Genomic DNA, 26,096 nt, shown 5'->3' with positions numbered 1-26,096 from the left:
CCTAGAATCGAGCCATGGAGAAGGCCTGGCTCGACGCCGACGAACAGCACGTCTGGCGCGGTTTCCTGCGCATGAACGCCTGGATCTACGACGAGCTCGAACACGACCTGCGGACCCGCGACGGTCTCACCCTCATCGAGTACGGCATCCTCGCCCACCTCTCCGAGGCCCCCGACCAGCGCATGCGCATGCGCGACCTGGCCGAGTCCGTCATCGTCTCCAAGAGCCGCCTGTCCCACCAGGTCGCCCGCCTCGAACGCGACGGCCACGTGCGCCGGGAGAGCTGCGCCGACGACCGGCGCGGGCTGTGGGCGGTCCTCACCGACGACGGGGTCGCCGCCCTGCGCGAGGCCGCCCCCGGACACGCCACCCGGGTGCGGGCGCTGATGTTCGACCGTCTCAGCCCGGAACAGGTCGGCCAGCTCAGGGGGATCGTCGCCACCCTCGGCGGCACGCGGCCCTAATCCAGCCCGAACTCCCCGAAACCGCCGTCCCCCGGGCGCGACCCTGCCAGGCTGGTACCCGGGGCGGGCCGCCGAACGCGCGCACCCCCGCGGGGCGGCCGCCCCGCACGGCGCCGACAGGGGAGAGGTCACATGGTTCTGTCCGAGAGGGGACCCCGGCACGGACACGCGCCCCGGGTAGAGTCGGAACACGTGAGCAGACCATCGATCACCGGCGCCCAGAACTTCCGCGACGACGACGGCAGCGCCGACCCGGCCGTCGAGACGGCCCTGCGCGAGCACGCGGCGGGCCGGACCGGCGACCGCCAGGTCCTGACCGCCCTCGGCGGGTCCCGGGTCCTCATCCCGGTGGTGGCGGTGGCCACCGAGACCGAGGAGGGCGCGGGCGGGCTCACCAAGGACAAGAACAGCGAGGTGGCCATCCCCATCATGACCGGCAAGGACGGTCGCAGGGGGGTCCTCGCCTTCACCTCCGTGGACGCGGTCCGGCGCTGGCGGCCGGACGCCCGGCCGGTCCCCTTCACCACCCGGGACGCCTGCAAGGCCACCCTGGAGGAGAACGCCGACGCGCTGGTGATCGACGTGTCCGGGCCGGTCCCGCACACGATCCAGGGGCGCTTCCTCACCGTGCTCGCCGAGAAGGGCTCGGTTCCCGAACCCAAGGACGACCCGCAGGTGCTGTCGATCATCTATCGCGTCACCCACGCCGAGTTCGGGGTGGAACGCGTGCGGGTCCACGCCTCCGAACGCGCGGACCTCGGCATCCGGCTCGAACTGGAGGAGCGCGACGACGAGTCGCTGCGCCGCGTCGCCGAGCGGCTCGGCTCCGAACTCCAGCACGTGCTGCCCGGCGGGGTGGAGCTGAGCGCGGTCGTGCGGGCCCGGCGCGACGACACCTGACCCCGGGGTTGTGCACAGGTGGCCCGACACCCTGTCGCCGACCGCCGCCAGCAGGTAGTTTCCGAACATGTCCACCCCCCTGGAGCTCGCGTCGTCCCCCACGGCGCGGGCGGCCCTCACCGCCGCCGTCCTCCTCGTCGCGGGACTGGCGGTCGGCCGCGTCGGCGGTCGCCTGGTCCACCTCTTCGGCCCCGCGGGGCCGCCCGAACCCGCCGGGCCGCCGGGGCGGGCCGCTCCCCAACAGGACGCTGCCACAGGAGGGGGCGGCGACCCCGTAGGCGCGCCCGACGCGCCGAGCGCGTCCGCCGCCACCGCCACGAGCGCCCCCGACCCCGGTGCGCCACCGGACGGCCCCCCGCCGCCCCGCTGCCCGCACTGCCTGATCCGGGTCCCCTTCGCCCGCGGGCTGCCGGTTCCCGCCGCGCGCGCGTTCCGACGCGGTGGGCCCTGCCCCCACTGCGCGGTGCCCGTCCGCTCCCAACCGGCCGTCGTCGCCACCACGGCCCTGCTGTTCGCGCTGGTCGGAGCCGTCGCCCCCGCCCACCTCGCCGAGTGGACGCCCTTCGGCCTGCTCGCCGTGCTCTGGTTCGTCGCCCTCGGTGTGCCGCTGTCCGCCGTCGACCTGCGGGTCATGCGACTGCCCGACGCCCTCGTCGCCCCCGCCTACCCGGTCGCCGCGCTCCTGCTGGCCGCGTCGGTGCTCCTCCCGCCGTCCGGGCCCGACCCGGAGCGCGGGTCCGGGGCCCTGGTGAGCATGGTGCTCGTCACGGTCCTGTACTGGCTCATGTGGCGGATCAGACCCGGGGGGCTCGGCTTCGGAGACGTCAAGCTCTCCGGACTCACCGGTCTGTACGCGGGCTGGGCCGCCGGTCCGGTCGGCGCCCTGGCCGCCGCCTTCTGGGCCTTCGCGGCCTTCTCCCTGCTCGGCCTGGCCCTGCTGCTCCTGCGCCGGATCACCCGGGCCGACCCCCTGCCGCTCGGCCCGTTCATGCTCGCCGCCACCCTCGCCACCGTCCTGGCCGGTCACCCCCTGCTTCCCCAAGCCTGAACCCGGTGACCACGCCCGCCCCCGATCCGTGGGAGGATCGGTGCCATGTTGCGTTGGCTGACCGCGGGGGAGTCCCACGGACCTGCACTCGTCGCGATCCTGGAGGGCCTTCCGGCCGGTGTGTCCGTCACCTCTGACGACATCGCCGCCGCGCTGCTCCGCCGTCGCGCCGGGTACGGTCGGGGCGCCCGGATGAAGTTCGAGAAGGACCAGGTCTCCGTCATCGGGGGCATCCGGCACGGCCTCACCCAGGGTGGGCCGGTCGCGATCGAGGTCGGAAACTCCGAGTGGCCCAAGTGGGAGAAGGTGATGTCGCCCGACCCGGTTCCCGCCGAGGAACTGGACGGCATGGCGCGCAACGCGCCGCTCACCCGCCCCCGGCCCGGGCACGCCGACCTCGTCGGCATGCAGAAGTACGGGCACGTGGAGTCCCGGCCGATCCTGGAGCGCGCCAGCGCCCGTGAGACCGCGGCCCGGGTCGCGGTCGGCGAGGTCGCCCGGCGGTTCTGCCGTGAGGCGCTCGGCGTCGAGATCCTGAGCCACGTGGTCTCCATGGGCCCCGTCGGCGTTCCCGAGGGCGCGCCCGAGCCCCGCCCCGAGGACCTCGCCGCCATCGACGAGGACCCGCTGCGCTGCTTCGACCCCGCGACCAGCGCGCGCATGGTCGAGGAGGTCGACGACACCAGGAAGTCCGGGGACACCCTGGGCGGCGTCGTCGAGGTGCTCGCCTACGGACTGCCGCCCGGCCTGGGCAGCCACGTGCACTGGGACCGCCGCCTGGACTCCCGCCTGGCCGGTGCCCTCATGGGCATCCAGGCCATCAAGGGCGTGGAGGTCGGGGACGGTTTCCGGACCGCCGCCCGCCGGGGTTCGCAGGCCCACGACGAGATCGAGCCCGGTCCCGACGGCGTCCGCCGCCGCACCAACCGCGCCGGAGGGGTCGAGGGCGGCATGTCCACCGGCGACCCGCTGCGGGTGCGCGCCGCGATGAAGCCCATCGCCACGGTGCCCAAGGCGCTGGACACCATCGACACCGAGACCGGAGAGCCCACCAAGGCCCACCACCAGCGCAGCGACGTCACCGCCGTCCCGGCCGCCGGTGTGGTCGCCGAGTCCATGGTGGCGCTGGTCATCGCCGAGGCCGCCATCGAGAAGTTCGGCGGCGACTCGGTCTCCGAGACCGCCCGTAACCTCCGGGGCTACCTGGACGCGCTGGCGATCCGCTAGCACCACCCCACACCGGCCCGCCCTCCCCGGAGCGCGGGCCGGTGTGCTGGGCGGATGAGCCCACCGCCCGGGGGCCCGCGCACGCGTTGAGGGGTGGTCCCCGGGAACGAGCACTCCCGGGGCCGGCTCTGGTGGTCCCCCGCGCACGTGGGGACGCGCCCCGCGACAACCGGTAGCGTTGGTGGGACAGAGCCTGCTCCCCGTGCGCGGTGAGGGACCCGCCGTCAGGCGCGCCTTCGAGCAGGCGGTCGGAAACGTTCCCCGCGCACGCGGGGATGACCCCCAGAGGTAGGCAGAGCGTGGCAAGAGCGATCGCGGTGCTCATCGGTTCGCCCGGTTCGGGCAAGTCCACCGTCGGCGAGGCCCTGGCCCGTCGGCTGGACACCGACCTGTTGTGCACCGACACCGAGATCGAGAGGCGTGCGGGCAAGCCCATCGGCGACATCTTCGTCCAGGACGGGGAGGAGCGCTTCCGCGCCCTGGAGCGCGAGGTCGTCGCGGAGGGGTTGCGCGCCTGGGACGGTGTCATCGCGGTCGGCGGCGGCGCGGTCCTGGACGAGGACACCCGCAGGGACCTGGCCGACCACCACGTGGTCTACCTCCAGGTGGAGTTCGGCGAGGCCGCCAAGCGCGTCGGCATGGACGTAGCCCGCCCCCTCCTGGCCGGTAACCCCCGCACCCAGCTGCGCAAGCTCCTCAACGAGCGCCTCCCCGTGTACGAGGGCCTGGCCTCGGTCACCGTCCCCACCACCGACTACCACCCCGAGGAGATCGTGGACGTCATCGTCGCCTCCCTCCCCGCCGGAAGGGCCGCCCAGTGACCGTCACCCGCATCGGCGTGGGCGAGCCCGCCGGACGCTACGACGTGGTGATCGGCACCGGCGTCCTCTCCGAACTCCCCTCCCTGGTCGGCGGCGCCGCCCAGGTGGCCGTCATCCACCCCGAGGGCCTGGGCGAGATCGCCCGCCCGGTGGTCGGGGTCCTGGAGGAGGCGGGGTACCGCGTCCGGCCCATGCCGGTCCCCGACGGCGAGGCCGCCAAGACCGCCGCCGTCGCCGCCGACCTGTGGTCGCGGCTGGGCGCGGCCAACTTCACCCGTACCGACGCGGTGGTGGGCGTGGGCGGCGGGGCCGCCACCGACCTGGCCGGGTTCGTCGCCGCCACCTGGCTGCGCGGGGTGCGCTCGGTCCTGGTCCCCACCACCCTGCTGGGCATGGTGGACGCCGCCGTGGGCGGCAAGACCGGCATCAACACCCCCGAGGGCAAGAACCTCGTCGGAGCATTCCACCCCCCGGCCGGAGTCCTGTGCGACCTGGCCACCCTGCCGAGCCTGCCACGGGCGGACTACGTCGGCGGGCTCGCCGAGATCATCAAGGCCGGGTTCATCGCGGACCCCGTCATCTGCGACCTGGTCGAGGACGACCCCGAAGGCGCGGCCCGGCCCGAGGGAGGCCACACCCGCGAACTCATCGAACGCGCCATCCGGGTCAAGGCCGACGTCGTCTCCGGCGACCTCAGGGAGAGCGGCCGTCGCGAGATCCTCAACTACGGCCACACCCTCGGGCACGCCGTCGAGCGCGCCGAGAACTACACGTTCCGGCACGGCCACGCCGTCTCCATCGGCATGGTGTTCGTGGCCGAGATGGCCCGTCTGGACGGTCGGATCGACGAGGCGCTGGTGCGGCGGCACCGCTCCCTGCTCACCTCGGTGGGCCTGCCCGTCAGCTACTCGGCCGAGGCCTGGCCGGAGCTGCGCGCCACCATGGCTGTGGACAAGAAGGCCCGCGGGGCCACGCTCCGCTTCGTCGTCCTGGACGGTCTGGCCCGTCCCGCGATCCTCAGCGGACCCGCCCCCGAGCTGCTCGACGGCGCCTACCAGGCGGTCGTGGACGGTTCCTGAGTCCTCGGAAGCCACTAGACTGACCGAAGGCGAGGAGTGCCCGGGCACCGGACCGGCACGGCCGAGGGCCGCCACGGGAACCGCGCCTCGCCCCACTGACCACCGACCGGACCACCGTGTCCGGTCTCCGACGTGTCACACCCCTGGGAGAGACGACCGAAGTGGCCACGACGAACGACATCAAGAACGGCACGACCCTGCGGCTCGACGGCGGCGTCCTCTGGAACGTCCTGGAGTTCCAGCACGTCAAGCCGGGCAAGGGCGGCGCGTTCGTCCGTACCAAGCTCAAGAACGTCCTCACGGGCAAGATCGTCGACAAGACCTTCAACGCGGGCTCCAAGGTCGAGTTCGCCAGCGTCGACCGGCGCGACATGGAGTACCTGTACCACGACGGTGACTCCTTCATCTTCATGGACACCCAGACCTACGACCAGATCCCGGTCAGCGACGCCGTGGTCGGCGACGCCAAGGGCTTCCTGCTGGAGAACACCAAGGTCACGGTGGCCACCAACGAGGGCAACCCGCTCTACATCGAGATGCCCGCCGCCGTGGAGCTGGAGATCTCCGAGACCGACCCGGGCGTCCAGGGCGACCGCTCCACGGGCGGCACCAAGCCCGCCAAGGTCCAGACCGGCGCCACCATCCAGGTCCCCCTGTTCGTCACCACCGGCGAGCGCGTCAAGGTCGACACCCGCACGGGTGACTACCTCGGGCGTGTCAACTGATGAGTGGTGCACGGCGCAAGGCACGTCGGCGCGCGGTCGAGGTCCTCTACGAGGCCGAGGTGCGCTCCACCTCGGTGGAGGACGTCATCAGGCGTCGCCGAGCCCAGCCCGAACCGCCGATCAACGAGTTCACCGAGCTGCTGGCCCGCTCCGTGGACGAGCGGCGCGAGCGCATCGACGCGCTCCTGGACGAGTACGCCATCGGGTGGACCCTGGAGCGCATGCCGGTCGTCGACCGCAACATCCTCCGGATGGGCGCCTACGAGCTCCTGTGGGCCGAGGACATCCCGGACGGCGTGGCGATCGCCGAGGCGGTCGGTGTCGCCAAGGAGCTCTCCACCGACGAGTCGCCCAACTTCATCAGCGGACTGTTGTCCAGGCTGATGGAGAACAAGGCGACGCTCTCGCTCTGAGACCTCGCACCGAGGCCGGGCACTAGCTGATTGAGGGAACGCAGGTGACTGACAGGAGCGGCACGCACGCGACCGCCGCGAGCGGTTTCGGTACGGGCGGCGCGGCCGGCCCCGCGCGGGCGGCCAACGCGGCCCGGACCGCCGTGGTGTGGGACGCCCTCTCGCGGTTGCTGGACCGTCTCTTCGATGGTGAGCCCCTGGAGATCGTCGACGCGGGCGGTGGTACCGGCGGTGTCGCCGTTCCGCTCGCCGAACTCGGTCACCGCGTGACCGTCGTCGAGCCCAGCCCGGACTCCCTGGCGGCCCTGGAGCGCCGCGCGGCCGAGAGCGGCGTCGTGGTGCGTGGGGTCCAGGGGGAGACCCGGGACCTGGCCTCGCTCTTCCCGGCCGCCAGCGCCGACCTCGTGCTGGTGCACAACGTGCTGGAGTACGTCGACGACCCCGCCGCCGCGTTGGCCGACGTCGCCGGTGTCACCCGACCCGGCGGCGCGGTCAGCCTGCTGGTCACCAACGCCGTCGCCGGGGCCCTGCACCGGGTCCTGGCCGGGCACATCACCGAGGCACGGCACCTGCTGGAGGACCCCGACGGCCGTTGGGGCGGCGCCGATCCCATGCCGCGCCGGTTCACCCGTCAGCAGCTCCTCGAGCTGATCGGCCGTTCGGGTCTGACCGGCGAGAGTGTGCGCGGGGTGCGGGTGTTCGCCGACATCCTGCCCGGGCACGCCTGGGAGGGCGACGCCCAGGCCGGGCAGCAGCTGGTGGAGCTGGAGCGGGCCGCCGCCGACCATCCGGAGCTGACCGGCGTCGCCACCCAGCTGCACGTCGTCGCGCTGAAGCCGTAGGGCGGGAACGGGCCGTCCTGATCAGGGCATAGCCTGGGCGTATGAGCCGACGTCAACTGGAGCGCGGTGCCGCTCTGCGGGGTGTGGTCACCTCCGAGGGGATCGCTCCCCTGGGGCCGGACTTCCCCCTGGACGGTTCCGGTCCGGACGACGACTGCGCGATCCTGCACCTGGACATGGACGCGTTCTTCGCGAGTGTGGAGCAGCTGCGTCACCCGGAGGCGCGGGGCCGCCCGGTGATCGTGGGCGGAACCGGCCCGCGCAGCGTGGTCTCCTCCGCCGACTACCTGGCCCGCCGCCACGGCGTGCACTCGGCGATGCCCATGGCCCAGGCGATGCGGTTGTGTCCGGAGGCGCTGGTCTACCCGCCGGACGGCGCGGCCTACCGGAAGGCCTCCGAGGCCGTCATGGACATCCTGGGTTCGGTGACGCCGCTGGTGCAGCCGCTGTCGTTGGACGAGGCCTTCCTGGACGTGTCCGGTGCCCGTCGCCGTCTGGGGGGACCGGTGCGGATCGCCGCGATGATCCGCGAGCGGGTACGCCGCGAGCAGCGGCTCACCTGTTCGGTCGGGGTGGCCGCCACGCGGTTCGTGGCCAAACTCGGCTCCACGCACTGCAAGCCCGACGGTCTGCTGTTGGTGCCCACGCGGGAGGTACGCGGCTTCCTGCACCCGTTGCCCATCGGGGCCCTGCCCGGGGTGGGGGACAAGACCGAGCGCACCCTCGTACGGCTGGGCCTGCGCACGGTGGGGGCCCTGGCCGCGGCCGACCCGGGCCTGCTGCGGATGGAGCTGGGGGAGAAGGCGGGTTCCCGCCTGGCCGCGCTCGCGCGGGGCGAGGACCCCAGCCCGGTCGTCCCCGAGAGCCAGGACAAGAGCGTCGGAGCGGAGGAGACCTTCGCGGAGGACGTGGCCACCCCCGAGCTGATCGACCGCGAGCTCCTACGGCTGTCGGAGAAGGTGGCGCACCGGCTGCGGTTGTCGGGTCAGGTGGGGCGCACGGTGAGCGTGAAGCTGCGCCGCGCGGACTTCTCCACGATCACGAGGGCGCGGACCCTGTCCGAGAGCACGGACGTGGCCCGGGAGATCAGTGCCGTGGCGCGTGCGCTCTACGCGGCGTCGGGGCTGCGGGGTACCCCGCTGCGCCTGGTGGGGGTCCGGTTGGAGGGAGTCGCTCCGGTGGAGGGGGCGCACCACCAGCTCGCGTTGGGTGAGGAGGACACGGGTTGGCGGGACGTTGAACGGGTTATGGACCGGGTGAGAGCCCGTTTCGGTCCAAGCGCGATACAGTCGGCCGTATTGGCCAAGCGTGACGAAAACGACGTATGATGCGGCAACTTCCGGGGACCTCTGAGCGTTCTCAGAACAGGACCGGAGTAAGGGTAAGAAGAGAGGCATGGAAGCCGGTGTTTCCGATACAGGGCGAGGGTATCGTGGCCGTAGTGGGTCAGGTACACACGCAGCTTTTCTTTCCACTAGGCGCTAGTGCACCGTATTCTGGGCATACCACTGACCAAGAGACTGTTCATCAGTACCCGTCACCCCAACCGGGGACTGCCGTAGGGAGGCGCCGTGCCGCTCTCTGAACACGAGCAGCGCATGCTCGACCAGATCGAGCAGGCGCTGTATGCCGAGGACCCGAAGTTCGCGAACACTGTTCGGCAGACGAACCCGGGAGTCCATTACAAGCGCTGGATCATCAAGGCCGTCATCGGCTTCGTGCTCGGCATGGGGTTGCTGCTCCTGGGGCTGTTGCTGAGTAGTCCGGACTCGTCGCTGGCGCTTCCGGTCACCATCAGCGTCCTGGGGTTCATCTTCATGCTGGCCTCCTTCCTGCTGGGCGCCAACGCCTGGCGCAAGTCCGCCGGGGGCGGCGCGGAGGCGATGCTCGCGGAGGCCGAGGCGGAGGACAAACACAGGCGCAGGGGTGCCAAGCGTCCCGGGATGATGAACCGCTTCGAGGAGCGGTGGCGTCGTCGCCAGGAGGGCGAGGAGTAGGAGCCCGCCCGGGGCGGACACCGGTCCGCGCCGGGCGCCGCGTGCCTCGAACGTTCGCCCGTTCACGACGGTGGGGTCCACACACGTACGGCGTGTGTGGACCCCACCGTCGTGTGCGGGAGATTCCTGATCCGTCCTCCCGTGCCCGTGTGCCGACGCGTCGGCACACGGTTGCGTCCGTGGGACGCGCCGTGCCGCGGGGGCGGGTCACCGTGGGAGCGGGGCGGCGTGCCCCGTACGGGACACACCGCCCCGCGGCCCGAACGGGATCAGGCCGCGACGGGTACGGCGTCGGCAGCGGTCCGGGGGCGGCGCCACGGGGCCAGGGAACGCGGCAGGACCAGGGCCCGCCAGCGCTCGACACGGGTGGCCGCCGACCTCGCCCCCGACACGGCCGCGGCCAGGTCGGTGGCGAGGCCGGACCCGTTCACGCCCGGGTCCGGGGCGTAGCGGGCCGCCTCCTCGGCCAGGGCCAGCCGCCACACGGCGGCGTGCGCCTCGGAGGGCAGCAGCGAACCGTTCGTACGGACCGCCCCCAGCCGGGCGGCGGTGGCCCGGGGGCTCTCGGTGAGCGACCACTCCGTGCCCAGGTCCAGACAGGTGTCCCGGAGTTCCCGCCACGCGGCGTGCGCACCGTCGGCCCCGCCCGAGGCCACCGCGGCCCGGCGCGACCAGCGCACCACCGCACGCGCCAGCGCGGGTGCGACCAACAGCAGCAGACCGCCGAGGACGCCCGCCGCGACCGGCCACCAGGGCGCGGCGGACGAGCCCGTGCCCTCTCCGGAGGCGCTCACGGCGGGGTCGGTGGGCTCCGCCTCGTCCTCCTCCTGGGGGGTGGGGGTCGGCTCGGCGGGAGCGGTGGAGGGGTCGTCCTCGGGAGAGGCGCTCGGCTCGGGGGCGTCCGAGGCGCTCGGTTCCGGGTCGGGGCGGCGCTCGGAGTCGGTGCCGCCGTCCCCCGTGTACTCGGGGACCGTCGCGGTGCCCTGTCCCTGGGACGAGCTCGGGGTGGGCTCGAAGCGCAGCCATCCAGCGCCCTCGAAGTACAGTTCCGGCCAGGCGTGCGCGTCGCTCACCGACACCGACCACTCGCCGTCGCCCCCGCGCTGGCCGGAGGTGTAGCCCACCGCGACCCGGGCGGGGATGTCGGCCTGGCGGGCCATGACCGCCATGGCCCCCGCGAACTGCTCGCAGTAGCCGACCCGGTCCTCCAGGAGGAAGTGGGCCAGCGGGTCGGCGCCGTTCGGCACGGCGGGCGGGCGCAGGTCGTAGGTGAAGGAGCCGCCGGTGAAGAAGCCCTGAAGGGCGACGGCGCGCTCGTAGGCGGAGTCGGCGTCCTCGGTCAGGGAGTCGGTGAGCTCGCCCACGCGGCGGTCGATGCCGCTCGGGAGGTCGAGGTAGGAGCCGGAGAGGGAGCGTGGGCGACCGGCGTCGGCCAGGTCCCGCGCCTCGGGGCTGTTCTCCGCGGACTCCACGGTGAAGTCGAACCCGTCCGGGGGCGGGTTGGTGGTGTAGACCATCAGCGATTCGGGGTCCACGTACCAGTCGCCGGGCGCCTCCACCGAGCGGGCCGGGTAGGGCAGGGGAAGGAACTCCATGCCGGGGGCGTCGGGGTCCAGAGTGACACTCGTGCTCACGGAGGCGGGGGCGGCGGAGTCGCGGCCCGGGGGCGGCGGCAGCGTGCCGTCCAGGGTGGACTCGCGTCCGGTCCGCACCGGCGACATCGTCCAGTTCTCCCCGCCGAACTCGTCCAGGACGTAGGTGCGCAGGTAGTCGGGTTGCTCGGCGTCCGTCTGGTAGGTCAGTACCGTGCGGTCGGAGGAGGCGGCCAGGTCACGGCGGAGCGAGACCAGCGGATGGACGGTGGTCACACTGCCGCCGGCGTGGAACTCGGCGCCGTCCGCGAGGGTCTGGAACGCGTCGGTGCGCAGCGACGGCACCATCATCGGCAGGGACAGCGCCAGGAGGATCGCCGTGGAGGCCGAGGCCACCACGATGCCCGCCTGCGCGGCGCCCGCGGCGAACCGGCTGCCCGGGGTGTGCCCGTCCGGGACCCGCACCCCCCACTCGCGCCCCCGCACCCACATGTCCGTGGCCAGCAGGACGACGTAACCGCCCGCGCAGACCACGGCCTGGACCCAGGTCAGGCCGCCGCCGTCGACGGCCAGCGGCACCACGATGAGCGCCAGTGTCAGTCCGCCGGTCATGCCCGGGCAGCGGGCGGTGACGGCGAGGAAGTCCGCCGTCATCATGAACACCAGGAAGGTCAGCGCGATGATCAGCTGGAGCCCGGTGGTGGTCGGGACGGGCACGGCACTGGTGTTGATGCTGTGGACGCCCTGCTCGAACAGCGCCCACGCCCGTTCGAAGGTCGCCGCCGTCGGAACGACCCCGAGGAACCCGGTGCCGGGGGTGAGGATCGGGGTGAACAGCAGCGCCGCGACCAGGAGCTGGAGGAACGGCACCGGGAACGCGCTCCGGCCGGTCAGGCGGTACAGGGCCGACACCAGGGTCACCGCGACCATGAGGACCACGGCGGGCCCCCACCAGCCGTCGCCCCGGATCAGCCCTCCGAGCAGGGGCAGCGTCGCCAGCATCGCGACCAGGGTGGCCGCGGGCATCAGCGTTCTCGACAGGATCAACGGGACCCCTCCCAGGGGACACGTGCGCCCGCCGGGGCCGGAGGCGCCCCGGAGGGGGCGTGGCCGCCGTGGGGCGCGGCGGACGCGGACCCGACCCCGGAGTCGGGGGTGGTCGCGTGCCGCCACAACGGGGGAAGTTCGGCGGGGTCGGCGACGGCGAGCACCCGCCAGCCGTTGGCGGCCAGCAGGTCGCGGGTACGCCGGACGTGTTCGGGGTCGGTCCAGGCGGCCCGCGTGCACAGCACCGCCACGTGCGGACCCGAGCCCCTGACCCTGGACAGGGAGGCGGCGTCCTCGGGGGAGATCGCACCCAGGACCGCCACCACCAGACTGGAGGAGGAGCCCCGGGCGCCCTCCAGAGCGCTGATGCCCCCGTACAGGCTGTCCGCCTCGGAGGCCTCCACGGTCGCCAGGCCGTCCAGCACGCCGGACGCGTGCTCGGTGTGGAGTCGGCCCCGCTCGGTGTGCAGGCGCAGTTCGTGCCCGCCCTCCAGCAGGTGCACCGCCACCGACGCGGTCACGCTCACCGCCGTCTCCAGGGAGTCCCCGGAGTCCTCGCCTTCGTGCGCGGCCGAGCGGGTGTCGAGGAGCAGGGTGCTGTGCTCGCGCCAGTGCTGTTCGTCGCGGCGCACCATGAGCTCGCCGTGCTTGGCGGTGGAGCGCCAGTGCACCCGGCGCATCTCGTCGCCGTACCGGTACTCGCGGGGGATCGGGTCCTGTTCGCCGGCCCCGGCCACGGAACGGCGGGGGGAGTTCTCCCCCTGGGAACCGTCGGAGGCGCCGAGCGCGGCCAGCGGGACCACCTGCGGTGTCACCAGCAGGGCGCTGGGCGCGCCCACCCGTCGGGTCACCCGGACACAGCCCAGCGGGTCCGTCACGCTCACCCGCAGAGGACCGACAGGGTAGCGGCCGCGCACCTGCGGCCGCACCAGGTACGTGATGTCGCGGACCGCGCGCGGCGCCAGGAAGCCCACCGTGTAACGGGGCTCGTACCCCAACCGGACCGGGAGGGTGTCCTCGACCCGCACCCACACCACGGGCCAGGCGGGCGAGGCGTTGCCGACCCGGACCAGGACACGCGTGTCGGTCCCGGCGGTGACGCGGCTCGGCTGCAACGCCCGGCTCTGCGCCACCCGGCCGGCCGCGCCGAGGATCGTCAGCGCCGAGACCGGCGGTACCAGGAGGAGGAACAGACCCACCCCCACGAGTTCCCGCTGGCCGATGACGAAGCCGCACACGAGCGTGACGACACCGGAGAACAGCATCAGACCACCGCGTGCGGTGAGGGTACGTTGCGGGCGCATGGTCCGTCTCTAGGGGGTCGAGGGGCAGGGGTCAGCGGGGACCGGGCACGGGCAGACGGGAGACCAGTTTGGCCACGATCTGCTCGGCGCCGAGCCGCTCCATCTGGGCCTCGGGGCCGGGCAGCAGGCGGTGGGCCAGCACCGGGACGGCCAGCGCCTGCACGTCGTCGGGCACGACGTAGTGGCGTCCCTCCAGGGCGGCGTGCGCCCGCGCGGCCCTGACCAGGTGCAGGGTGGCGCGCGGCGAGGCGCCCAGCTTGAGTTCGGGGGCGGTGCGGGTCGAGTTGACCAGGTCCACGACGTAGCGGCGCATCCCGGGGGCCATGTGCACGTTGTGCACGCGCTCCACCAGGGAACGGATCTCCGCCGCGTTGGTGACCGGGGCCATCTGCTCCAGCGGCGAGCGGGAGCTGTGGCTGTCGATCATGTCCAGCTCGGCCTGAGGGGAGGGGTAGCCCACCGAGACGCGGGCCATGAACCGGTCCCGCTGCGCCTCGGGCAGCGCGTAGGTGCCCTCCATGTCCGCCGGGTTCTGGGTGGCCACCACCATGAACGGGCGCTCCAGGGCACGGGTCTGACCGTCCACGCTGACCTGGCGCTCCTCCATGCACTCCAGGAGGGCCGACTGGGTCTTGGGCGAGGCACGGTTGATCTCGTCGCCCAGCACGATGTTGGCGAACACCGGACCGGGGTTGAACTCGAACTCGTTGCGGTCCTGGTGGTAGACGCTCACCCCGGTGATGTCGCTGGGCAGTAGGTCCGGGGTGAACTGCACGCGCTGCACCGAGCAGTCCACGGCCCGGCCCAGGGCCTTGGCCATCATCGTCTTGCCCACCCCGGGGACGTCCTCGACGAGGAGGTGGCCCTCGGCGAACAGGACGGTCAGCGCGATGCGCAGGACCTCGGGCTTGCCCTCGATGACCGTTTCGATCGCCCCGCGGACGCGGTCGGCGACGGCGACGACGGCACCGACGTCTCCCCGCACGTCGCCTCCGTGGCCGTCATGCTGTGTGCCGAGTGACACGGGAACCCTCTCGCTCGGTGTGTCTGCCTGTATCCCTGTGTATCGCTCCGAGGCTAGGGCCAATCACATCGATTGCAAACCAAAGTGCCGGAATCGGCCGCCGTGCGGAGCGGCCGGTGGCGGAGGCGGTGCGCGACGCACGCGGGCGTCATCGCGCCCCACACGGACACCACGCGCAAGCCGCCTTTCTGACCTGCGCATTTATCGATTCTTCGGCGGTCGAATACCGATTGAAGCTGTTGACGGTGGGGAGGAGTGGAGTAAGGTGGAGCACCGTGGAGAGGGGTGAATTCTCCGCATAGGGGTGAGGGGGTGAGTGCGTGTTCCTCGGCACCCACACACCTCGCCTCGACCAGAAGGGACGGCTGTTCCTTCCCGCGAAGTACCGCGACGAACTGTCGGGGGGTCTGGTGATCACGAAGGGCCAGGAGCGCTGCCTCTACGTCTTTCCGGCGGACGAGTTCCGCCGCCTCACCGACGCCCTGCGCTCCGCGCCGGTCACCGCCAAGGCGGTCCGCGACTACAGCCGCGTCCTCTTCGCCAGCGCGTCGGACGAGTCCTGCGACAAGCAGGGCAGGGTCACGATCCCGTCGAAACTGCGCGCCTACGCGGGCCTGGACCGCGAGTGCGTCGTCATCGGGGCCAACACGCGACTGGAGATCTGGGACGCCGCCGCGTGGTCGGAGTACGAGGCCGTGCAGGAGCAGGCGTTCTCGCAACTCTCAGAGGAGGTGCTGCCCGGAGTGCTGTGACGACGCGGCGGGCGCCCGAACGCCCCCGATCCACCAGCACAGCCCATGCGACGCCGGGACCGGTGGCGGTCTCCGGAGACGGTCATCACGAGCTGGCGCGACTTCCCCGGTGCCAGGTCGTGAGCGTACGTCCGCCGGAAGGTGGACAATAGCGGCCGTGTCCGGAGGCCCTGCCGACCGTTTCGGAAGGGCCACGCGAAGGACACCGTGGGGCGCGCCCAGCGCGTCGTACGGACCCAGGGGGAGATCGCGACAGCGTGGAGGAACAGCAGCGCATGGGGGACAACCGGCAGTACGGGCGGTCCGACGGGCCCGACCCGACGGACCACGGGGCCACACAGGACGACATCGCCGCCCGCGTCAGGGCGGCCAGGGAGGGGATCGATCCCCTGCACGTACCGGTCATGCTCGACCGGATCGTGGAACTGCTCGCGCCAGCGCTGAGCAGGCCCGGGGCCGTCCTCGTCGACGGCACCCTCGGTCTGGGCGGGCACTCCGAGGCCCTGCTCAGGGCCTGCCCCACCCTGCGGCTGGTCGGCGTGGACCGCGACCCCACCGCCCTCGAACGCAGCGCCAGGCGGCTCGCGCCCTTCGCGGACCGCACCCACTTCGTCCACGCCGTCTACTCCGAGATCCCGCGCGCCCTCGACGAGGCCGGAGCGGAGTACGCCGACGCGGTCCTGCTGGACCTCGGTGTGTCCTCGCCACAGCTGGACGAGACCGACCGTGGTTTCGCCTACGCCCACGACGCGCCCCTGGACATGCGCATGGACGGTACCCAGGAGCTCACCGCCGCCGCGGTCGTCAACGACTACCCCGTCGCCGAACTCACCCGTGTCCTGCGCACCTACGGTGAGGAGCGCTTCGCCTCCCGGGTGGCCCGCGCCATCGAGCGCCGACGCGCCCAGGGTCGGATCGACTCCACCCGTGAACTGGCCGAACTGGTGCGCGACGCGATCCCCGCGGCCACCCGCCGCACCGGCGGACACCCCGCCAAGCGCACCTTCCAGGGCCTGCGCATCGAGGTCAACGCCGAGCTCTCCATCCTGGAGGAGACCCTCCCCGCCGCGACGTCCCGGCTGGACGTCGGCGGCCGCATCGCGGTGCTGTCCTACCACTCGTTGGAGGACAGGATGACCAAGAGGGCCTTCGCCGCCCTGGCCACCGACACCACCCCCGCCGACCTTCCGGTCCCCCTCCCGGACCGCCAACCGGAACTCCGGCTCCTGACCAGGGGCGCGGAACTCCCCACGGACGAAGAGAACGAACGCAACCCGCGCGCCCAGTCGGCACGCCTCCGGGCCGCCGAACGCGTGCGCTGGCCGTCGCGGCAGTAGGGAGACCAGATGGGCACGAAGACGGACACACGCCGTACCACCAGGGAGCGCACGACGACCAGGCGTACCGGGGCCGCCAAGCGCCCCGCCGCGCCCAGACGTCCGGCGCGCCCGGCGGCCAACCCGGGCAGCGCCCGCCCCGCGGGTACCGGCCCCGCACCGAAGATCCCCTTCGTGCTGCTCATCCTGTGCCTGCTCGGCGGGGCGCTGGTGGCGCTCCTCGTGCTGCGCAGCGTCGTCGCACAGGAGGCGTACACCATCACCAGTCTCCAGTCGGAGAACCGGGAGATGTCCTACGTGGAGCAGCAGCTGGAGAAGTCCGTGGCCCACCTGGAGACCTCCGAGCGCATCGCGAGCGAGGCCGAGGGCATGGGCATGGAACAGGGGGACGCGCCCCTCTTCCTCGACCCGGACAGCGGTGAGGTCTCCGGCGGTACGGGGGCCGGCACCGGGACCGCTGGGAGCGGAGAGTGAGCAACCCCCGCGACCGGCGTCCCCGAGACCCCCGAGGGCCCGGAGCCGCCGGACGCTCCGGGTCCCGCCCCAGCAAGCGCCCCCAGCGCGAGCCCCGGCGTCCGGCCAGCGGCGCCCGTACCGGTTCCGGCACCGGCCGCAGGGGCACCGCGCGTGAGGTGAGGAGGGGCGGGGAGCGGCCCCGGCGTACGTCCGCGCCTCCGCCGCCCCCGCCGCCGCTCCTGCGCCGCACCTTCCAGCAGGGCGATCCGAACAAGCGCATCAAGATCGGCGGGGCCATCATCGTGGTGATCCTCCTGCTGTTCGCGGGAAGACTCACCCAGATCCAGGGAGTGGACGCCGAGCGCTACGCCGAGGCCGCCGCCAACCTGCGCCTCCAGACCATCGACATCCCCACTCTGCGCGGGCAGATCACCGACGCCGCGGGCAACCCCTTCGCCCTGTCGGTGGAGGTGCGCACCGTCTTCGTCGACCCGGAGGAGGTCGAGGAGGAGCAGCGCGACCAGCTGGTGGACGAACTGGTCTCCCGGTTCGAGCTGGACCGGGAGGAGGTCGGGGCCAAGGTCGACGCCGCTCCCAGCCGCTACCAGGTGGTGGCCAAGAGGGTCTCGCCGGGCGACTGGCAGGACCTGCGCGAACTCGGCCTGTCCGGGGTGGGAGCCGAGGTGGACTACGAACGGGTCTACCCGGAGGAGACCGGAGCTGCCGACCTGGTCGGCTTCGTGGGCTCGGAGGGCCACGGTCTGGAGGGCCTGGAGGGCTACCTCGACTCGACACTGGCGGGTGAGTCCGGCAAGCGCCAGGTCGAGGTGGGCAACGACGGTACCCAGATCCCCATGGCGGGAGGGCTGGTGCGCGAGCCGGAGCCCGGCCAGGACGTGCGCCTGACCCTGGACCGCGACCTCCAGTGGTTCGTCCAGCAGGCGCTGGCCGAAAGGGTGGAGGAGTTGGACGCCGAGGGCGGCAGCGCCATCGTCACCAACACCGACCAGGAGATCCTCGCGATGGCGGACTACCCGTCCTACTCGCAGAACGACATCGACGCCACCGGACCGGAGGAGTGGTCCAACGGTGCCGTGGCCGAGACCTTCGAGCCGGGCAGCACGAACAAGGTGATCACGCTCGCGGCCGCTTTGGAGGAGGGGCTGACCACACCGGAGACGGTGTACACGGTGCCGTACACCCTCCAGTACTACGACCAGACGTTCCGCAACTCCACCAACAACGGCACCCAGCGGCTCACCGTCAACGGGATCATGGCCCAGTCCAGCAACGTGGGCACCATCAAGATCGCCGACCAGGTCAAGGCCGGGGTGCTGCACTCCTACATGAAGGACTTCGGTCTGGGGCAGCCCACCGGCCTGGCCCTTCCCGGAGAGGAGTCGGGCGTGCTCACCGACCCCGACGACTGGTGGGGGACCCAGCTCCCCTCGGTGTCCATCGGGCACGGACTCTCGGTGAACGCCGCCCAGATGGCGTCGGTCTACGCGACCATCGCCAACGGCGGGGTCCGGGTCGAGCCCCGGCTCATCGCCGGGACCGTCGACACGGACGGGGAGTTCACCCCCTCCGAGGCGCCGGAGAGGACCAGGATCGTCAGCGAGGACACCGCCGACCAGCTCGCCCTGATGCTGGAGGCGGTCACCAGCGACGAGGGCACCGCCCCGCAGGCGCGCATCGAGGGATACCGGGTCGCGGGCAAGACCGGCACGGCCAACCGCATCAACCCGGAGACGGGCGGGTACGACGGCGGCGGCTACACGGCGACCTTCGCCGGGTTCGCGCCCGCCGACGCCCCCGAGCTCGTCGTCCAGGTGGTCCTGCACAACCCGAAGGACACCTACTACGGCGGCGAGGCCGCGGGACCGGTGTTCAACGACATCATGTCCTTCGCCCTCAAGACCATGAAGGTTCCGCCGACGGACACCGAGCCCCCCGCCATCCGCCTCTTCGAAGAGGAGGAGGACCGCTGACCCCGCGCCCGGGCCGGGTACCCGGCCCGGGCTACGGAGCGTCGACGGGGAGGGCGTCCACCGCGTCCCGGACCGCGCGTACGTGCTCCGGTCCGGTGCGGCAGCAGCCGCCCACCAGGACGGCTCCGTCGGAGACCCAGCCGGCGGAGGCCCGCCCGAAGTCCACGGGGTCCGTCACCCCGGTCCACCGCCGCTCCGCGGCGTCCCAGCGCTCTCCGGAGTTCGGGTAGGCCGCGCCGGGGGCGCCGGCGAGGGCGACCTCGCGCAGGAGCCCCGGCACGTCGCCGGGCGGCACGCAGTTGACACCGACGGCCACGACACGGTCGAGGGCGGCGAGTTCGGCGGCCATTTCGCGCAGCGGCGTGCCGTCGGCGAGGTGCGCCGCGTCCGAGCAGGAGAAGGAGAACCACGCCCGCACGTGCGGCGTCTCCTCCAGGAGCCGGGCCAGGGCCCTGGCCTCGGCGCGCGAGGGCAGGGTCTCACAGGCCACCAGGTCGGCGCCGCTGTCGGTGAGCACCCGCCACCGTTCCCGGTGCCAGTGGAACAGGTCGTCCTCGTCGAGGTCGTAGTCGCCGGTGTACTCGGAGCCGTCGGCTCGGGCGGCCCCGTAGGGGCCCACGCCGGCCGCCACGAATCCGCTGCCGTGGGCGTCGCGTTCGGCGAGGGCGAGCCCGACCGAACGGGCGAGCAGCGCCAGCGCCTCGGATCGCGAGTGGACGTGCCGCGTCAGCTCCTCCACACCGGCCTGGTAGCTGGCGGTGATGGCGACGTCGGCGCCCGCCGCGAAGTACTCGCGGTGGACACGGGCGACGAGTTCCGGCTCCTCGACCAGGACGCGGGCGGACCACAGGCCGCCGGACAGGTCGCGGCCGCGCGCCTCCAGGCTCGTGGCCAGACCCCCGTCCAGCACGAGCGGTCGTGACGGCTCCGTCATGGCGGTACCTCCTCCGACCGAAGTATCACCCCTGGGCAGCGTGGAAATTACCGGCGGGACCCCCGCAGCCGTTAACCTCCACACGTGCCACCGGTAATGCGACCTGAACACGCCAGACTCCGTCCACTGTCCGACCTCGCAGCGCTGCTCGGTCCGGACGCCGCTCTCCTGCGCCCCGACCTCGGCGCGGACCGTCCAGCGGACATGCCCGACAGGGAGATCCATGTCCGCGGTATCACCCATGACTCCCGCAAGGTGCGGCAGGGCGACCTGTACGCCGCGCTGCCGGGGACCCGCGCGCACGGCGCCGACTTCTCCCAACAGGTGGCCGACGCCGAGGCGGCGGCCGTCCTCACCGACGCGGCGGGCGCCGACCGCGCCGCCGCGACCGGCCTGCCCGTGCTGGTCGTGCCGGACGTCCGCGCCGTGCTGGGAACGGCCGCGGCCTGGGTCTACGGCGACCCCGCCCAAGAACTGCTCCTGGTGGGCACCACCGGCACCAGCGGCAAGACCACGGTCACCTACCTGATCGAGTCCGGCCTGCGGCAGGCCGGGATGAGCACGGGCCTGGTCGGTACCGTGGAGATGCGGGTGGGCGACGAGCGGGTCGCCTCCTCGCTGACCACGCCCGAGGCCACGGACCTGCACGGCCTGTTCGCGGTCATGCGCGAGCACGGGACGTCGGCCGCGGCCATGGAGGTCTCCAGCCACGCCCTGGCCCTGGGCCGGGTCGGCGGGACCCGGTACGACGTCGCGATCTTCACGAACCTCTCGCAGGACCACCTGGACTTCCACTCGGACCTGCGCGACTACTTCGACACCAAGGCGCGTCTGTTCACCCCCGAGTACTGCGACATCGCGGTGGTCAACGTCGACGACCGGTTCGGCCGCGCCCTGGTGGACATGGTCCAGGGCCGCGGCGCGGTCCCCGTCACCACCTTCGCCGTGGAGGGCGGTTCGGACGCCGGTGCGGAGCACGCCATGGCCGCCGACTGGACGGCCGTGGACGTCGAGCTCGGCGCCACCGGCAGCACCTTCCGCATCGTGGGTCCGGGCGGCATGGAGGCCCTCGCCTCGGTGGGGCTGCCCGGGCCGTTCAACGTCTCCAACGCCATGGCGGCCGTCGTGGGCCTGGTCGAGGCGGGCGTGCCCATGGAGACGGCGATCGCGGGTGTGGCCGCGGCGCCCGGGGTTCCGGGCCGCATGGAGCCGGTCGAGGTCAGGGGCGCCTCGGGCCCCCAGGACTTCGCGGCCCTGGTGGACTACTCGCACAAGCCCGGCGCCATCGAGGCCGTGCTCGGCGCGCTGCGGGAGACCACCGACGGCCAGATCACCATGGTGGTCGGCTGCGGCGGTGACCGCGACCGGGCCAAGCGGCCGCTGATGGGCGAGGCCGCCGCGCGCCTGGCCGACCAGCTGATCATCACCAACGACAACCCGCGCGGCGAGGACCCGGTGTCCATCGCGTCGGCGATGCTGGACGGCGTGGCCAAGGTCCCCGAGGACCAGCGCGCGCGGGTCACCGTGGAGTTCGACCGCGCCGAGGCCATCGGTCTGGGCGTGCACCGGACCGGCCCCGGCGACGTCGTCGTGGTCGCGGGCAAGGGGCACGAGACCGGTCAGTACGTCAAGGGCGAGGTGCTGCCCTTCGACGACCGCGAGGTCCTGCGGGGCGCCATCGAGGACGCCCTGCGCACCCGCTCCAGCGAACGCCTCGGCCAGGCCCTCCAGGACGTCCACCGCGCGCCCGACGAGGCCTGACGCCCGACACACCCGAGACGCGCCGTGGAGGGTGACGACCTCTTTCCGGGACGCGGTCCCAGACCGCGTCCCGGTGGCGTGCGCCGTCGCGACGTGCGCGAATCGTACGCGCGTGAGGTGTCGCCGATCACGAAGTGGAGCATATTGCTCCGCACAGGGCCCTGCCGGGACCCCAGACGCCCCAACATGTTCTAAGGTAGGTCCGGCAATCGCAGCCCGACACGTGCCGCCCACCCAGGCGCCCGCGGCCCGGTACCAGCCGGAGTCCGTGGCCCGGCGCGGCACCGCGCGCACGGTATCCGCGGTGCCATCCCCTGACCCGATCCCGAGGCCGGGTGGCCAATGCCCTTGGGGCGCCGTGGGCCGGGCCTGACCTGAGGAGTGGATTTGATCGCGCTCACGCTCGATCGGATCGCTGAGATCACCCAAACCGCCATCGGCGGATCAGCGCGCCCCGACGCCGTCGTCGACGGCCCCGTCGTCATCGACTCCCGACAGGTGGCGCCCGGAGCGCTCTTCGTCGCGCTGAGCGGTGAACGCGTCGACGGACACGACTACGCCGCCTCCGCCGTCGCCGCCGGAGCCGTCGCGGTCCTGGCCTCGCGCCCGGTCGACGCACCCCACCTGCTGGTGGACGGGGGCGACGACGAGGTCGTGGCGGCCCTGGCCCGACTCGCCCGGCACGTGGCCACCGAACTCGGCGACCCCGGGCGCGGAAGGGACACCACCGAGGTCGTGGGGGTCACCGGCTCCTCCGGGAAGACCACCACCAAGGACCTCATCGCGCAGGTCGTCGCCAACCTGGGTCCGACCGTCGCGCCCGCCGGTTCGTTCAACAACGAGATCGGCCACCCGCTCACGGTCCTGCGCGCCGACACCGGCACGAAGAACCTCGTGCTGGAGGTCGCGGCGCGCGGCATCGGGCACATCGCCCACCTGTGCCGCGTCGCGCCGCCCCGGATCGGCGTGGTGCTCAACGTCGGCAGCGCCCACATGGGCGAGTTCGGCGGCCGGGACGCCATCGCCCGGGCCAAGGGCGAGCTGGTGGAGTCCCTGCCCCCCGGCAGCGACCGGCGCGGCGAGGGCGGGCTGGCCGTGCTCAACGCCGACGACCCGCTCGTGCGCGCCATGAGCTCGCGCACCCGGGCCCGCGTGGTGCTCTACGGCACCGCCGAGGACGCCCAGGTGCGCGCCACGGACACCGTCATCGGCGCCGACGGCGCCCCGTCCTTCACCCTGCGCCTGCGCGGCCGCACGGCCCCGGTCCGGCTGGGGCTGGTCGGTGCCCACCAGGTCGGCAACGCGCTGGCCGCGGCGGCCGTCGCCGACGACCTCGGGATGGACATCGAAGACATCGCCGCCGCCCTCGGCGCGGCGACCCCGGTCAGCCGCTGGCGTATGGAGGTCACCGAACACCACGGTGCCACCCTCGTCAACGACGCCTACAACGCCAACCCCGAGTCGATGCGGGCGGCGCTGACCACCCTGGGCGCGCTCGCCCGGGACCGCCGGTCCATCGCGGTGCTCGCCCACATGGCCGAGCTCGGCGATGACGGACGGGCCGAACACGAGAGCGTGGGGGAGCTGGCCGCCGAGGCCGGAGTGGCCCACCTCGTCGTGGTCGGCGCGGAGGCCGAGGGGATCGCAGTCGGAGCCGAACGCGCCGCCCAGCAGGGGCGGTGGCACGGTGAGAGCATCCGGGTTCCCGACGCGGAGGCGGCAGCCGACGCGGTGCGCGAACGGATGCGCACAGGAGACGTTGTCATTGTGAAGGGATCGCGCGTGGCTGCGCTCGAAAGGGTCATCGACCTCATCACCAAGGGTGATGTCCAGTGATCGGCATCACCATCGCGGCGGGGCTCTCGCTGATCATCTCCATGGTGCTGATGCCGCCGCTCATCAAGCTCCTGTACCGGTTCAAGTTCGGCCAGGAGGTCCGCGACGACGGACCCGAGGGCCACAAGACCAAGCAGGGCACGCCCACCATGGGCGGCATCGTGATCATCCTCGGCGCGGTGGTGGGCTACTTCGGCTCCCACCTGCTGCTGTGGGCGATCCAACCGGCCGCGTCCGGGCCCACGGCCTCCGGCCTCCTGGTCATGTTCCTGTTCGTCGGTATGGGCTGTGTCGGCTTCCTGGACGACTTCATCAAGATCTACAAGCGCCGCAGCCTGGGCCTGCGCAGCGGCGCGAAGATGGTCGGCCAGGCCGTCATCGGCGTCGGCTTCGCCTACGGGGTCACCCAGTTCCCCAACGGCTACGGCTACACCCCGGCCGCCCCCCAGCTGTCGTTCCTCCGCGACTTCGGCCCGCCCCTGATGATCGGCGTGTTCGTCATCTGGGCGCTGTTCCTCATCGTGGGCTTCTCCAACGCGGTCAACCTCACCGACGGCCTGGACGGCCTGGCCACCGGTGCCACGATCCTGTCGCTGGCCGCCTACGTCATCATCGGCAACTGGCAGCTGCGCCAGTCCTGCGTGGAGGCGCTCACCTCCAGCTGCTACACGGTCCGCGACCCCCTGGACCTGGCCGTGGTCGCCTCCGCGGTGCTCGGCTCGTGCATCGGCTTCCTGTGGTTCAACGCCCCGCCGGCGAAGATCTTCATGGGCGACACCGGTTCGCTGGCCCTGGGCGGTCTCATCGTGGGTCTGGCCATCACGACCCGCACCCAGCTCCTGCTGCTGCTCATCGGCGGCCTGTTCGTCATCATCACCATGTCCGTGATGATCCAGATCACCTCGTTCCGCCTCACCGGCAAACGGGTGTTCCGCATGGCGCCGCTCCAGCACCACTTCGAGTTGAAGGGGTGGGCGGAGACCACCATCGTCATCCGGTTCTGGATCATCCAGGGCCTGTTCATGGCGATCGCGATCGGACTCTTCTACCTGGAATGGATGCCAAGCTAGAGGCATGCCGCACCAGCAACCTTCCGACAGCTCCCGCACCGCCGCCCCCGCCGAGGGTGGGAACGCCCTCGAGGGCGCGCGCGTGTGCGTCGCCGGTCTGGGTGTCTCCGGGCCCCCCGTCGCCAGGGCACTCCTGGCGCGGGGGGCCCGCGTCGTCGTCGTGGACGGCCGGGACGACGACACCACCCGGGCCGTGGCCGCCCCCCTGACCGAGGCCGGTGCCGAGGTCGTCCTGGGCTCCACGCCGCTGCCCGAGGACTGCGACCTCGTGGTCACCTCGCCCGGGTGGCGCCCCGACTCCCCGCTCCTGCTCCGCGCCGCCGAGGCCGGGGTGGAGGTCATCGGCGACGTGGAACTGGCCTGGCGGCTCAGGCCCGCGGACCAGGTGTGGCTCGCCATCACCGGCACCAACGGCAAGACCACCACCGTGCGCATGCTGGAGTCCATCCTGCGCGCGGACGGCCGCGACGCGCTCGCCGTCGGCAACGTGGGGACCCCGATCGTGGACGCCGTACTGCCCGACGAGGACGGTCACGTGCACGACGTCCTGGCCGTGGAGCTGTCCAGCTTCCAGCTGCACTGGTCCAGCAGCGTCCGGCCCCACGCGGCCGTGGTGCTCAACGTCGCCCCCGACCACCTGGACTGGCACGGCGGCCTGGAGCCCTACGCCCGCGCCAAGGGCCGGGTGTTCGCCCGCGGCACCGTCCGCGTCGTCAACACCGCCGACGCCTGGTCGGCGCGGCTCGCCGAGGAGGAGGGCGACCCGCACACCCCGGTGGTGGGGCTGCGCCTGGACACACCGCGCGCGGGTGAGCTCGGAGTGGTCGAGGACCTGCTGGTGGACCGCGCCTTCGTCGACGACCCGCACAGCAGCGCCGAGGAGCTCGCCACCCTGGGCGACGTGCGGCCCGCCGCTCCGCACAACGTGGCCAACGCCCTGGCCGCCGCCGCCCTGGCCCGCTCGGTGGGGGTCGCTCCCGCCTCGGTCGGGGCCGGGCTGCGCGCCTTCGTCCCCGAACCCCACCGCATCGCGCACGTGGCCTCGGTCGCGGGCGTGGACTACGTCGACGACTCCAAGGCCACCAACCCGCACGCGGCGGCCGCGTCGCTGAACTCCTACGCGTCGGTGGTGTGGATCGCGGGCGGCCTGCTGAAGGGGGCCGAGGTCGGCGAGCTGGTCGCCGGTGCGGCGGCCCGCCTGCGCGGCGCGGTGCTGATCGGCGCCGACCGCGAGCGCGTCCGCGAGGCCCTGGCCGAGCACGCCCCGCACGTGCCGGTGGTGGAGGTGGAGGGACCCGAGCCCGACGCGCCCGCCGGTCACACGGTGATGGACGCGGTGGTCGCCCGAGCCGCCGACCTGGCCCGCGACGGGGACACGGTGCTGCTCGCCCCGGCCGCCGCCTCCATGGACATGTTCACCAACTACCCGGAGCGCGGCCGCCTCTTCGCCGAGGCCGTCCTGCGCCTGCGCTGAGT

The 26,096-nt window shown here is 72.8% G+C and carries 23 protein-coding genes; 19 read left to right on the top strand and 4 right to left on the bottom strand.

Annotated features, from left to right (window positions below; all coding sequences use genetic code 11):
- Nucleotides 1-14 precede the first annotated feature (14 nt).
- From ABZ635_RS01390 to ABZ635_RS01340, 11 genes are all read left to right on the top strand, one after another.
- Complete coding sequence (locus ABZ635_RS01390; protein WP_357757106.1) at nucleotides 15-464, top strand: MarR family transcriptional regulator; 450 nt, start codon at nucleotides 15-17, stop codon at nucleotides 462-464.
- Nucleotides 465-656: 192 nt separating this feature from the next.
- Entirely contained in the window at nucleotides 657-1,364 is a 708-nt protein-coding gene (locus tag ABZ635_RS01385; protein ID WP_357757103.1) for an SseB family protein, read from the top strand.
- Nucleotides 1,365-1,431: 67 nt separating this feature from the next.
- Complete coding sequence (locus ABZ635_RS01380; RefSeq protein ID WP_357757100.1) at nucleotides 1,432-2,412, top strand: A24 family peptidase; 981 nt, start codon at nucleotides 1,432-1,434, stop codon at nucleotides 2,410-2,412.
- A 45-nt stretch (nucleotides 2,413-2,457) separates the two neighbouring features.
- A complete protein-coding gene (aroC, locus tag ABZ635_RS01375) occupies nucleotides 2,458-3,639 on the top strand; it encodes a chorismate synthase (RefSeq protein WP_357757097.1) in 1,182 nt (393 codons plus the stop codon).
- Nucleotides 3,640-3,956: 317 nt separating this feature from the next.
- Entirely contained in the window at nucleotides 3,957-4,460 is a 504-nt protein-coding gene (locus ABZ635_RS01370) for a shikimate kinase (RefSeq protein ID WP_357757390.1), read from the top strand.
- Complete coding sequence (gene aroB / locus ABZ635_RS01365; protein WP_357757094.1) at nucleotides 4,457-5,539, top strand: 3-dehydroquinate synthase; 1,083 nt, start codon at nucleotides 4,457-4,459, stop codon at nucleotides 5,537-5,539. The genes ABZ635_RS01370 and aroB overlap by 4 nt, the downstream gene beginning before the upstream one ends.
- Before the next feature lie 161 nt (nucleotides 5,540-5,700).
- Nucleotides 5,701-6,264 carry an elongation factor P gene (efp, locus tag ABZ635_RS01360; protein ID WP_357757091.1) on the top strand — a complete coding sequence of 188 codons (564 nt, stop codon included), beginning with the start codon at nucleotides 5,701-5,703 and terminating at the stop codon, nucleotides 6,262-6,264.
- Complete coding sequence (gene nusB, locus ABZ635_RS01355; RefSeq protein WP_357757089.1) at nucleotides 6,264-6,677, top strand: transcription antitermination factor NusB; 414 nt, start codon at nucleotides 6,264-6,266, stop codon at nucleotides 6,675-6,677. Before efp ends, nusB begins: the two co-directional genes overlap by 1 nt.
- Nucleotides 6,678-6,721: 44 nt before the next feature.
- Nucleotides 6,722-7,519, top strand: coding sequence for a methyltransferase domain-containing protein (locus ABZ635_RS01350; protein WP_357757087.1), 798 nt, complete (start codon nucleotides 6,722-6,724; stop codon nucleotides 7,517-7,519).
- Between the two features lie 41 nt (nucleotides 7,520-7,560).
- Nucleotides 7,561-8,847, top strand: coding sequence for a DNA polymerase IV (gene dinB, locus ABZ635_RS01345; RefSeq protein WP_357757084.1), 1,287 nt, complete (start codon nucleotides 7,561-7,563; stop codon nucleotides 8,845-8,847).
- Nucleotides 8,848-9,090: 243 nt separating this feature from the next.
- On the top strand, nucleotides 9,091-9,516 hold the full coding sequence (locus ABZ635_RS01340; protein WP_357757082.1) for a DUF3040 domain-containing protein: 426 nt from the start codon (nucleotides 9,091-9,093) through the stop codon (nucleotides 9,514-9,516).
- A 269-nt stretch (nucleotides 9,517-9,785) separates the two neighbouring features.
- Here ABZ635_RS01340 and ABZ635_RS01335 read toward each other — a convergent pair whose 3' ends face one another.
- Genes ABZ635_RS01335 through ABZ635_RS01325 form a run of 3 tightly spaced genes read right to left on the bottom strand, consistent with a single transcriptional unit; the run spans nucleotide 9,786 to nucleotide 14,483 of the window.
- Complete coding sequence (locus tag ABZ635_RS01335) at nucleotides 9,786-12,134, bottom strand: transglutaminaseTgpA domain-containing protein (protein ID WP_357757387.1); 2,349 nt, start codon at nucleotides 12,132-12,134, stop codon at nucleotides 9,786-9,788.
- Nucleotides 12,135-12,151: 17 nt separating this feature from the next.
- The gene (locus ABZ635_RS01330) at nucleotides 12,152-13,459 is read right to left on the bottom strand and encodes a DUF58 domain-containing protein (RefSeq protein WP_357757079.1); all 1,308 of its coding nucleotides are present in this window, start codon (nucleotides 13,457-13,459) and stop codon (nucleotides 12,152-12,154) included.
- A 31-nt stretch (nucleotides 13,460-13,490) separates the two neighbouring features.
- Complete coding sequence (locus tag ABZ635_RS01325; protein ID WP_357757076.1) at nucleotides 13,491-14,483, bottom strand: MoxR family ATPase; 993 nt, start codon at nucleotides 14,481-14,483, stop codon at nucleotides 13,491-13,493.
- A gap of 320 nt (nucleotides 14,484-14,803) precedes the next feature.
- Between ABZ635_RS01325 and mraZ the strand changes: the two genes are divergently transcribed.
- The 4 genes from mraZ to ABZ635_RS01305 all read left to right on the top strand — a co-directional run bounded on the left by mraZ (nucleotide 14,804) and on the right by ABZ635_RS01305 (nucleotide 19,019).
- Nucleotides 14,804-15,235, top strand: coding sequence for a division/cell wall cluster transcriptional repressor MraZ (mraZ, locus tag ABZ635_RS01320; protein WP_357757073.1), 432 nt, complete (start codon nucleotides 14,804-14,806; stop codon nucleotides 15,233-15,235).
- A gap of 275 nt (nucleotides 15,236-15,510) precedes the next feature.
- Nucleotides 15,511-16,572: a 16S rRNA (cytosine(1402)-N(4))-methyltransferase RsmH gene (gene rsmH, locus ABZ635_RS01315; RefSeq protein WP_357757384.1), complete on the top strand. Its 1,062-nt coding sequence runs from the start codon at nucleotides 15,511-15,513 to the stop codon at nucleotides 16,570-16,572.
- Between the two features lie 9 nt (nucleotides 16,573-16,581).
- Entirely contained in the window at nucleotides 16,582-17,046 is a 465-nt protein-coding gene (locus ABZ635_RS01310; protein WP_357757070.1) for a hypothetical protein, read from the top strand.
- Nucleotides 17,043-19,019 carry a penicillin-binding protein 2 gene (locus tag ABZ635_RS01305; RefSeq protein WP_357757067.1) on the top strand — a complete coding sequence of 659 codons (1,977 nt, stop codon included), beginning with the start codon at nucleotides 17,043-17,045 and terminating at the stop codon, nucleotides 19,017-19,019. Before ABZ635_RS01310 ends, ABZ635_RS01305 begins: the two co-directional genes overlap by 4 nt.
- 31 nt (nucleotides 19,020-19,050) lie before the next feature.
- On the opposite strand, the gene mmuM is transcribed toward ABZ635_RS01305, so the two are convergent.
- Nucleotides 19,051-19,953 (bottom strand): homocysteine S-methyltransferase, encoded by a 903-nt coding sequence (mmuM, locus tag ABZ635_RS01300; protein ID WP_357757065.1) that lies wholly within the window; start codon nucleotides 19,951-19,953, stop codon nucleotides 19,051-19,053.
- Nucleotides 19,954-20,049: 96 nt separating this feature from the next.
- Here mmuM and ABZ635_RS01295 point away from each other — a divergent pair, with 96 nt between their 5' ends.
- The 4 genes from ABZ635_RS01295 to murD all read left to right on the top strand — a co-directional run bounded on the left by ABZ635_RS01295 (nucleotide 20,050) and on the right by murD (nucleotide 26,094).
- Nucleotides 20,050-21,714: a UDP-N-acetylmuramoyl-L-alanyl-D-glutamate--2,6-diaminopimelate ligase gene (locus ABZ635_RS01295; protein ID WP_357757063.1), complete on the top strand. Its 1,665-nt coding sequence runs from the start codon at nucleotides 20,050-20,052 to the stop codon at nucleotides 21,712-21,714.
- Nucleotides 21,715-22,101: 387 nt separating this feature from the next.
- On the top strand, nucleotides 22,102-23,550 hold the full coding sequence (gene murF, locus ABZ635_RS01290; RefSeq protein WP_357757061.1) for a UDP-N-acetylmuramoyl-tripeptide--D-alanyl-D-alanine ligase: 1,449 nt from the start codon (nucleotides 22,102-22,104) through the stop codon (nucleotides 23,548-23,550).
- On the top strand, nucleotides 23,547-24,620 hold the full coding sequence (gene mraY / locus ABZ635_RS01285; RefSeq protein ID WP_017544493.1) for a phospho-N-acetylmuramoyl-pentapeptide-transferase: 1,074 nt from the start codon (nucleotides 23,547-23,549) through the stop codon (nucleotides 24,618-24,620). Before murF ends, mraY begins: the two co-directional genes overlap by 4 nt.
- Before the next feature lie 4 nt (nucleotides 24,621-24,624).
- Nucleotides 24,625-26,094 (top strand): UDP-N-acetylmuramoyl-L-alanine--D-glutamate ligase, encoded by a 1,470-nt coding sequence (murD, locus tag ABZ635_RS01280; RefSeq protein WP_357757058.1) that lies wholly within the window; start codon nucleotides 24,625-24,627, stop codon nucleotides 26,092-26,094.
- Nucleotides 26,095-26,096: the final 2 nt, after the last annotated feature.

The sequence above is a fragment of the Nocardiopsis sp. NPDC007018 genome, from assembly GCF_040635075.1.
GTDB lineage: Bacteria > Actinomycetota > Actinomycetes > Streptosporangiales > Streptosporangiaceae > Nocardiopsis.
Note: the sequence above shows the minus strand (reverse complement) of the source record. Positions and strands in the feature narration are given on the sequence as shown.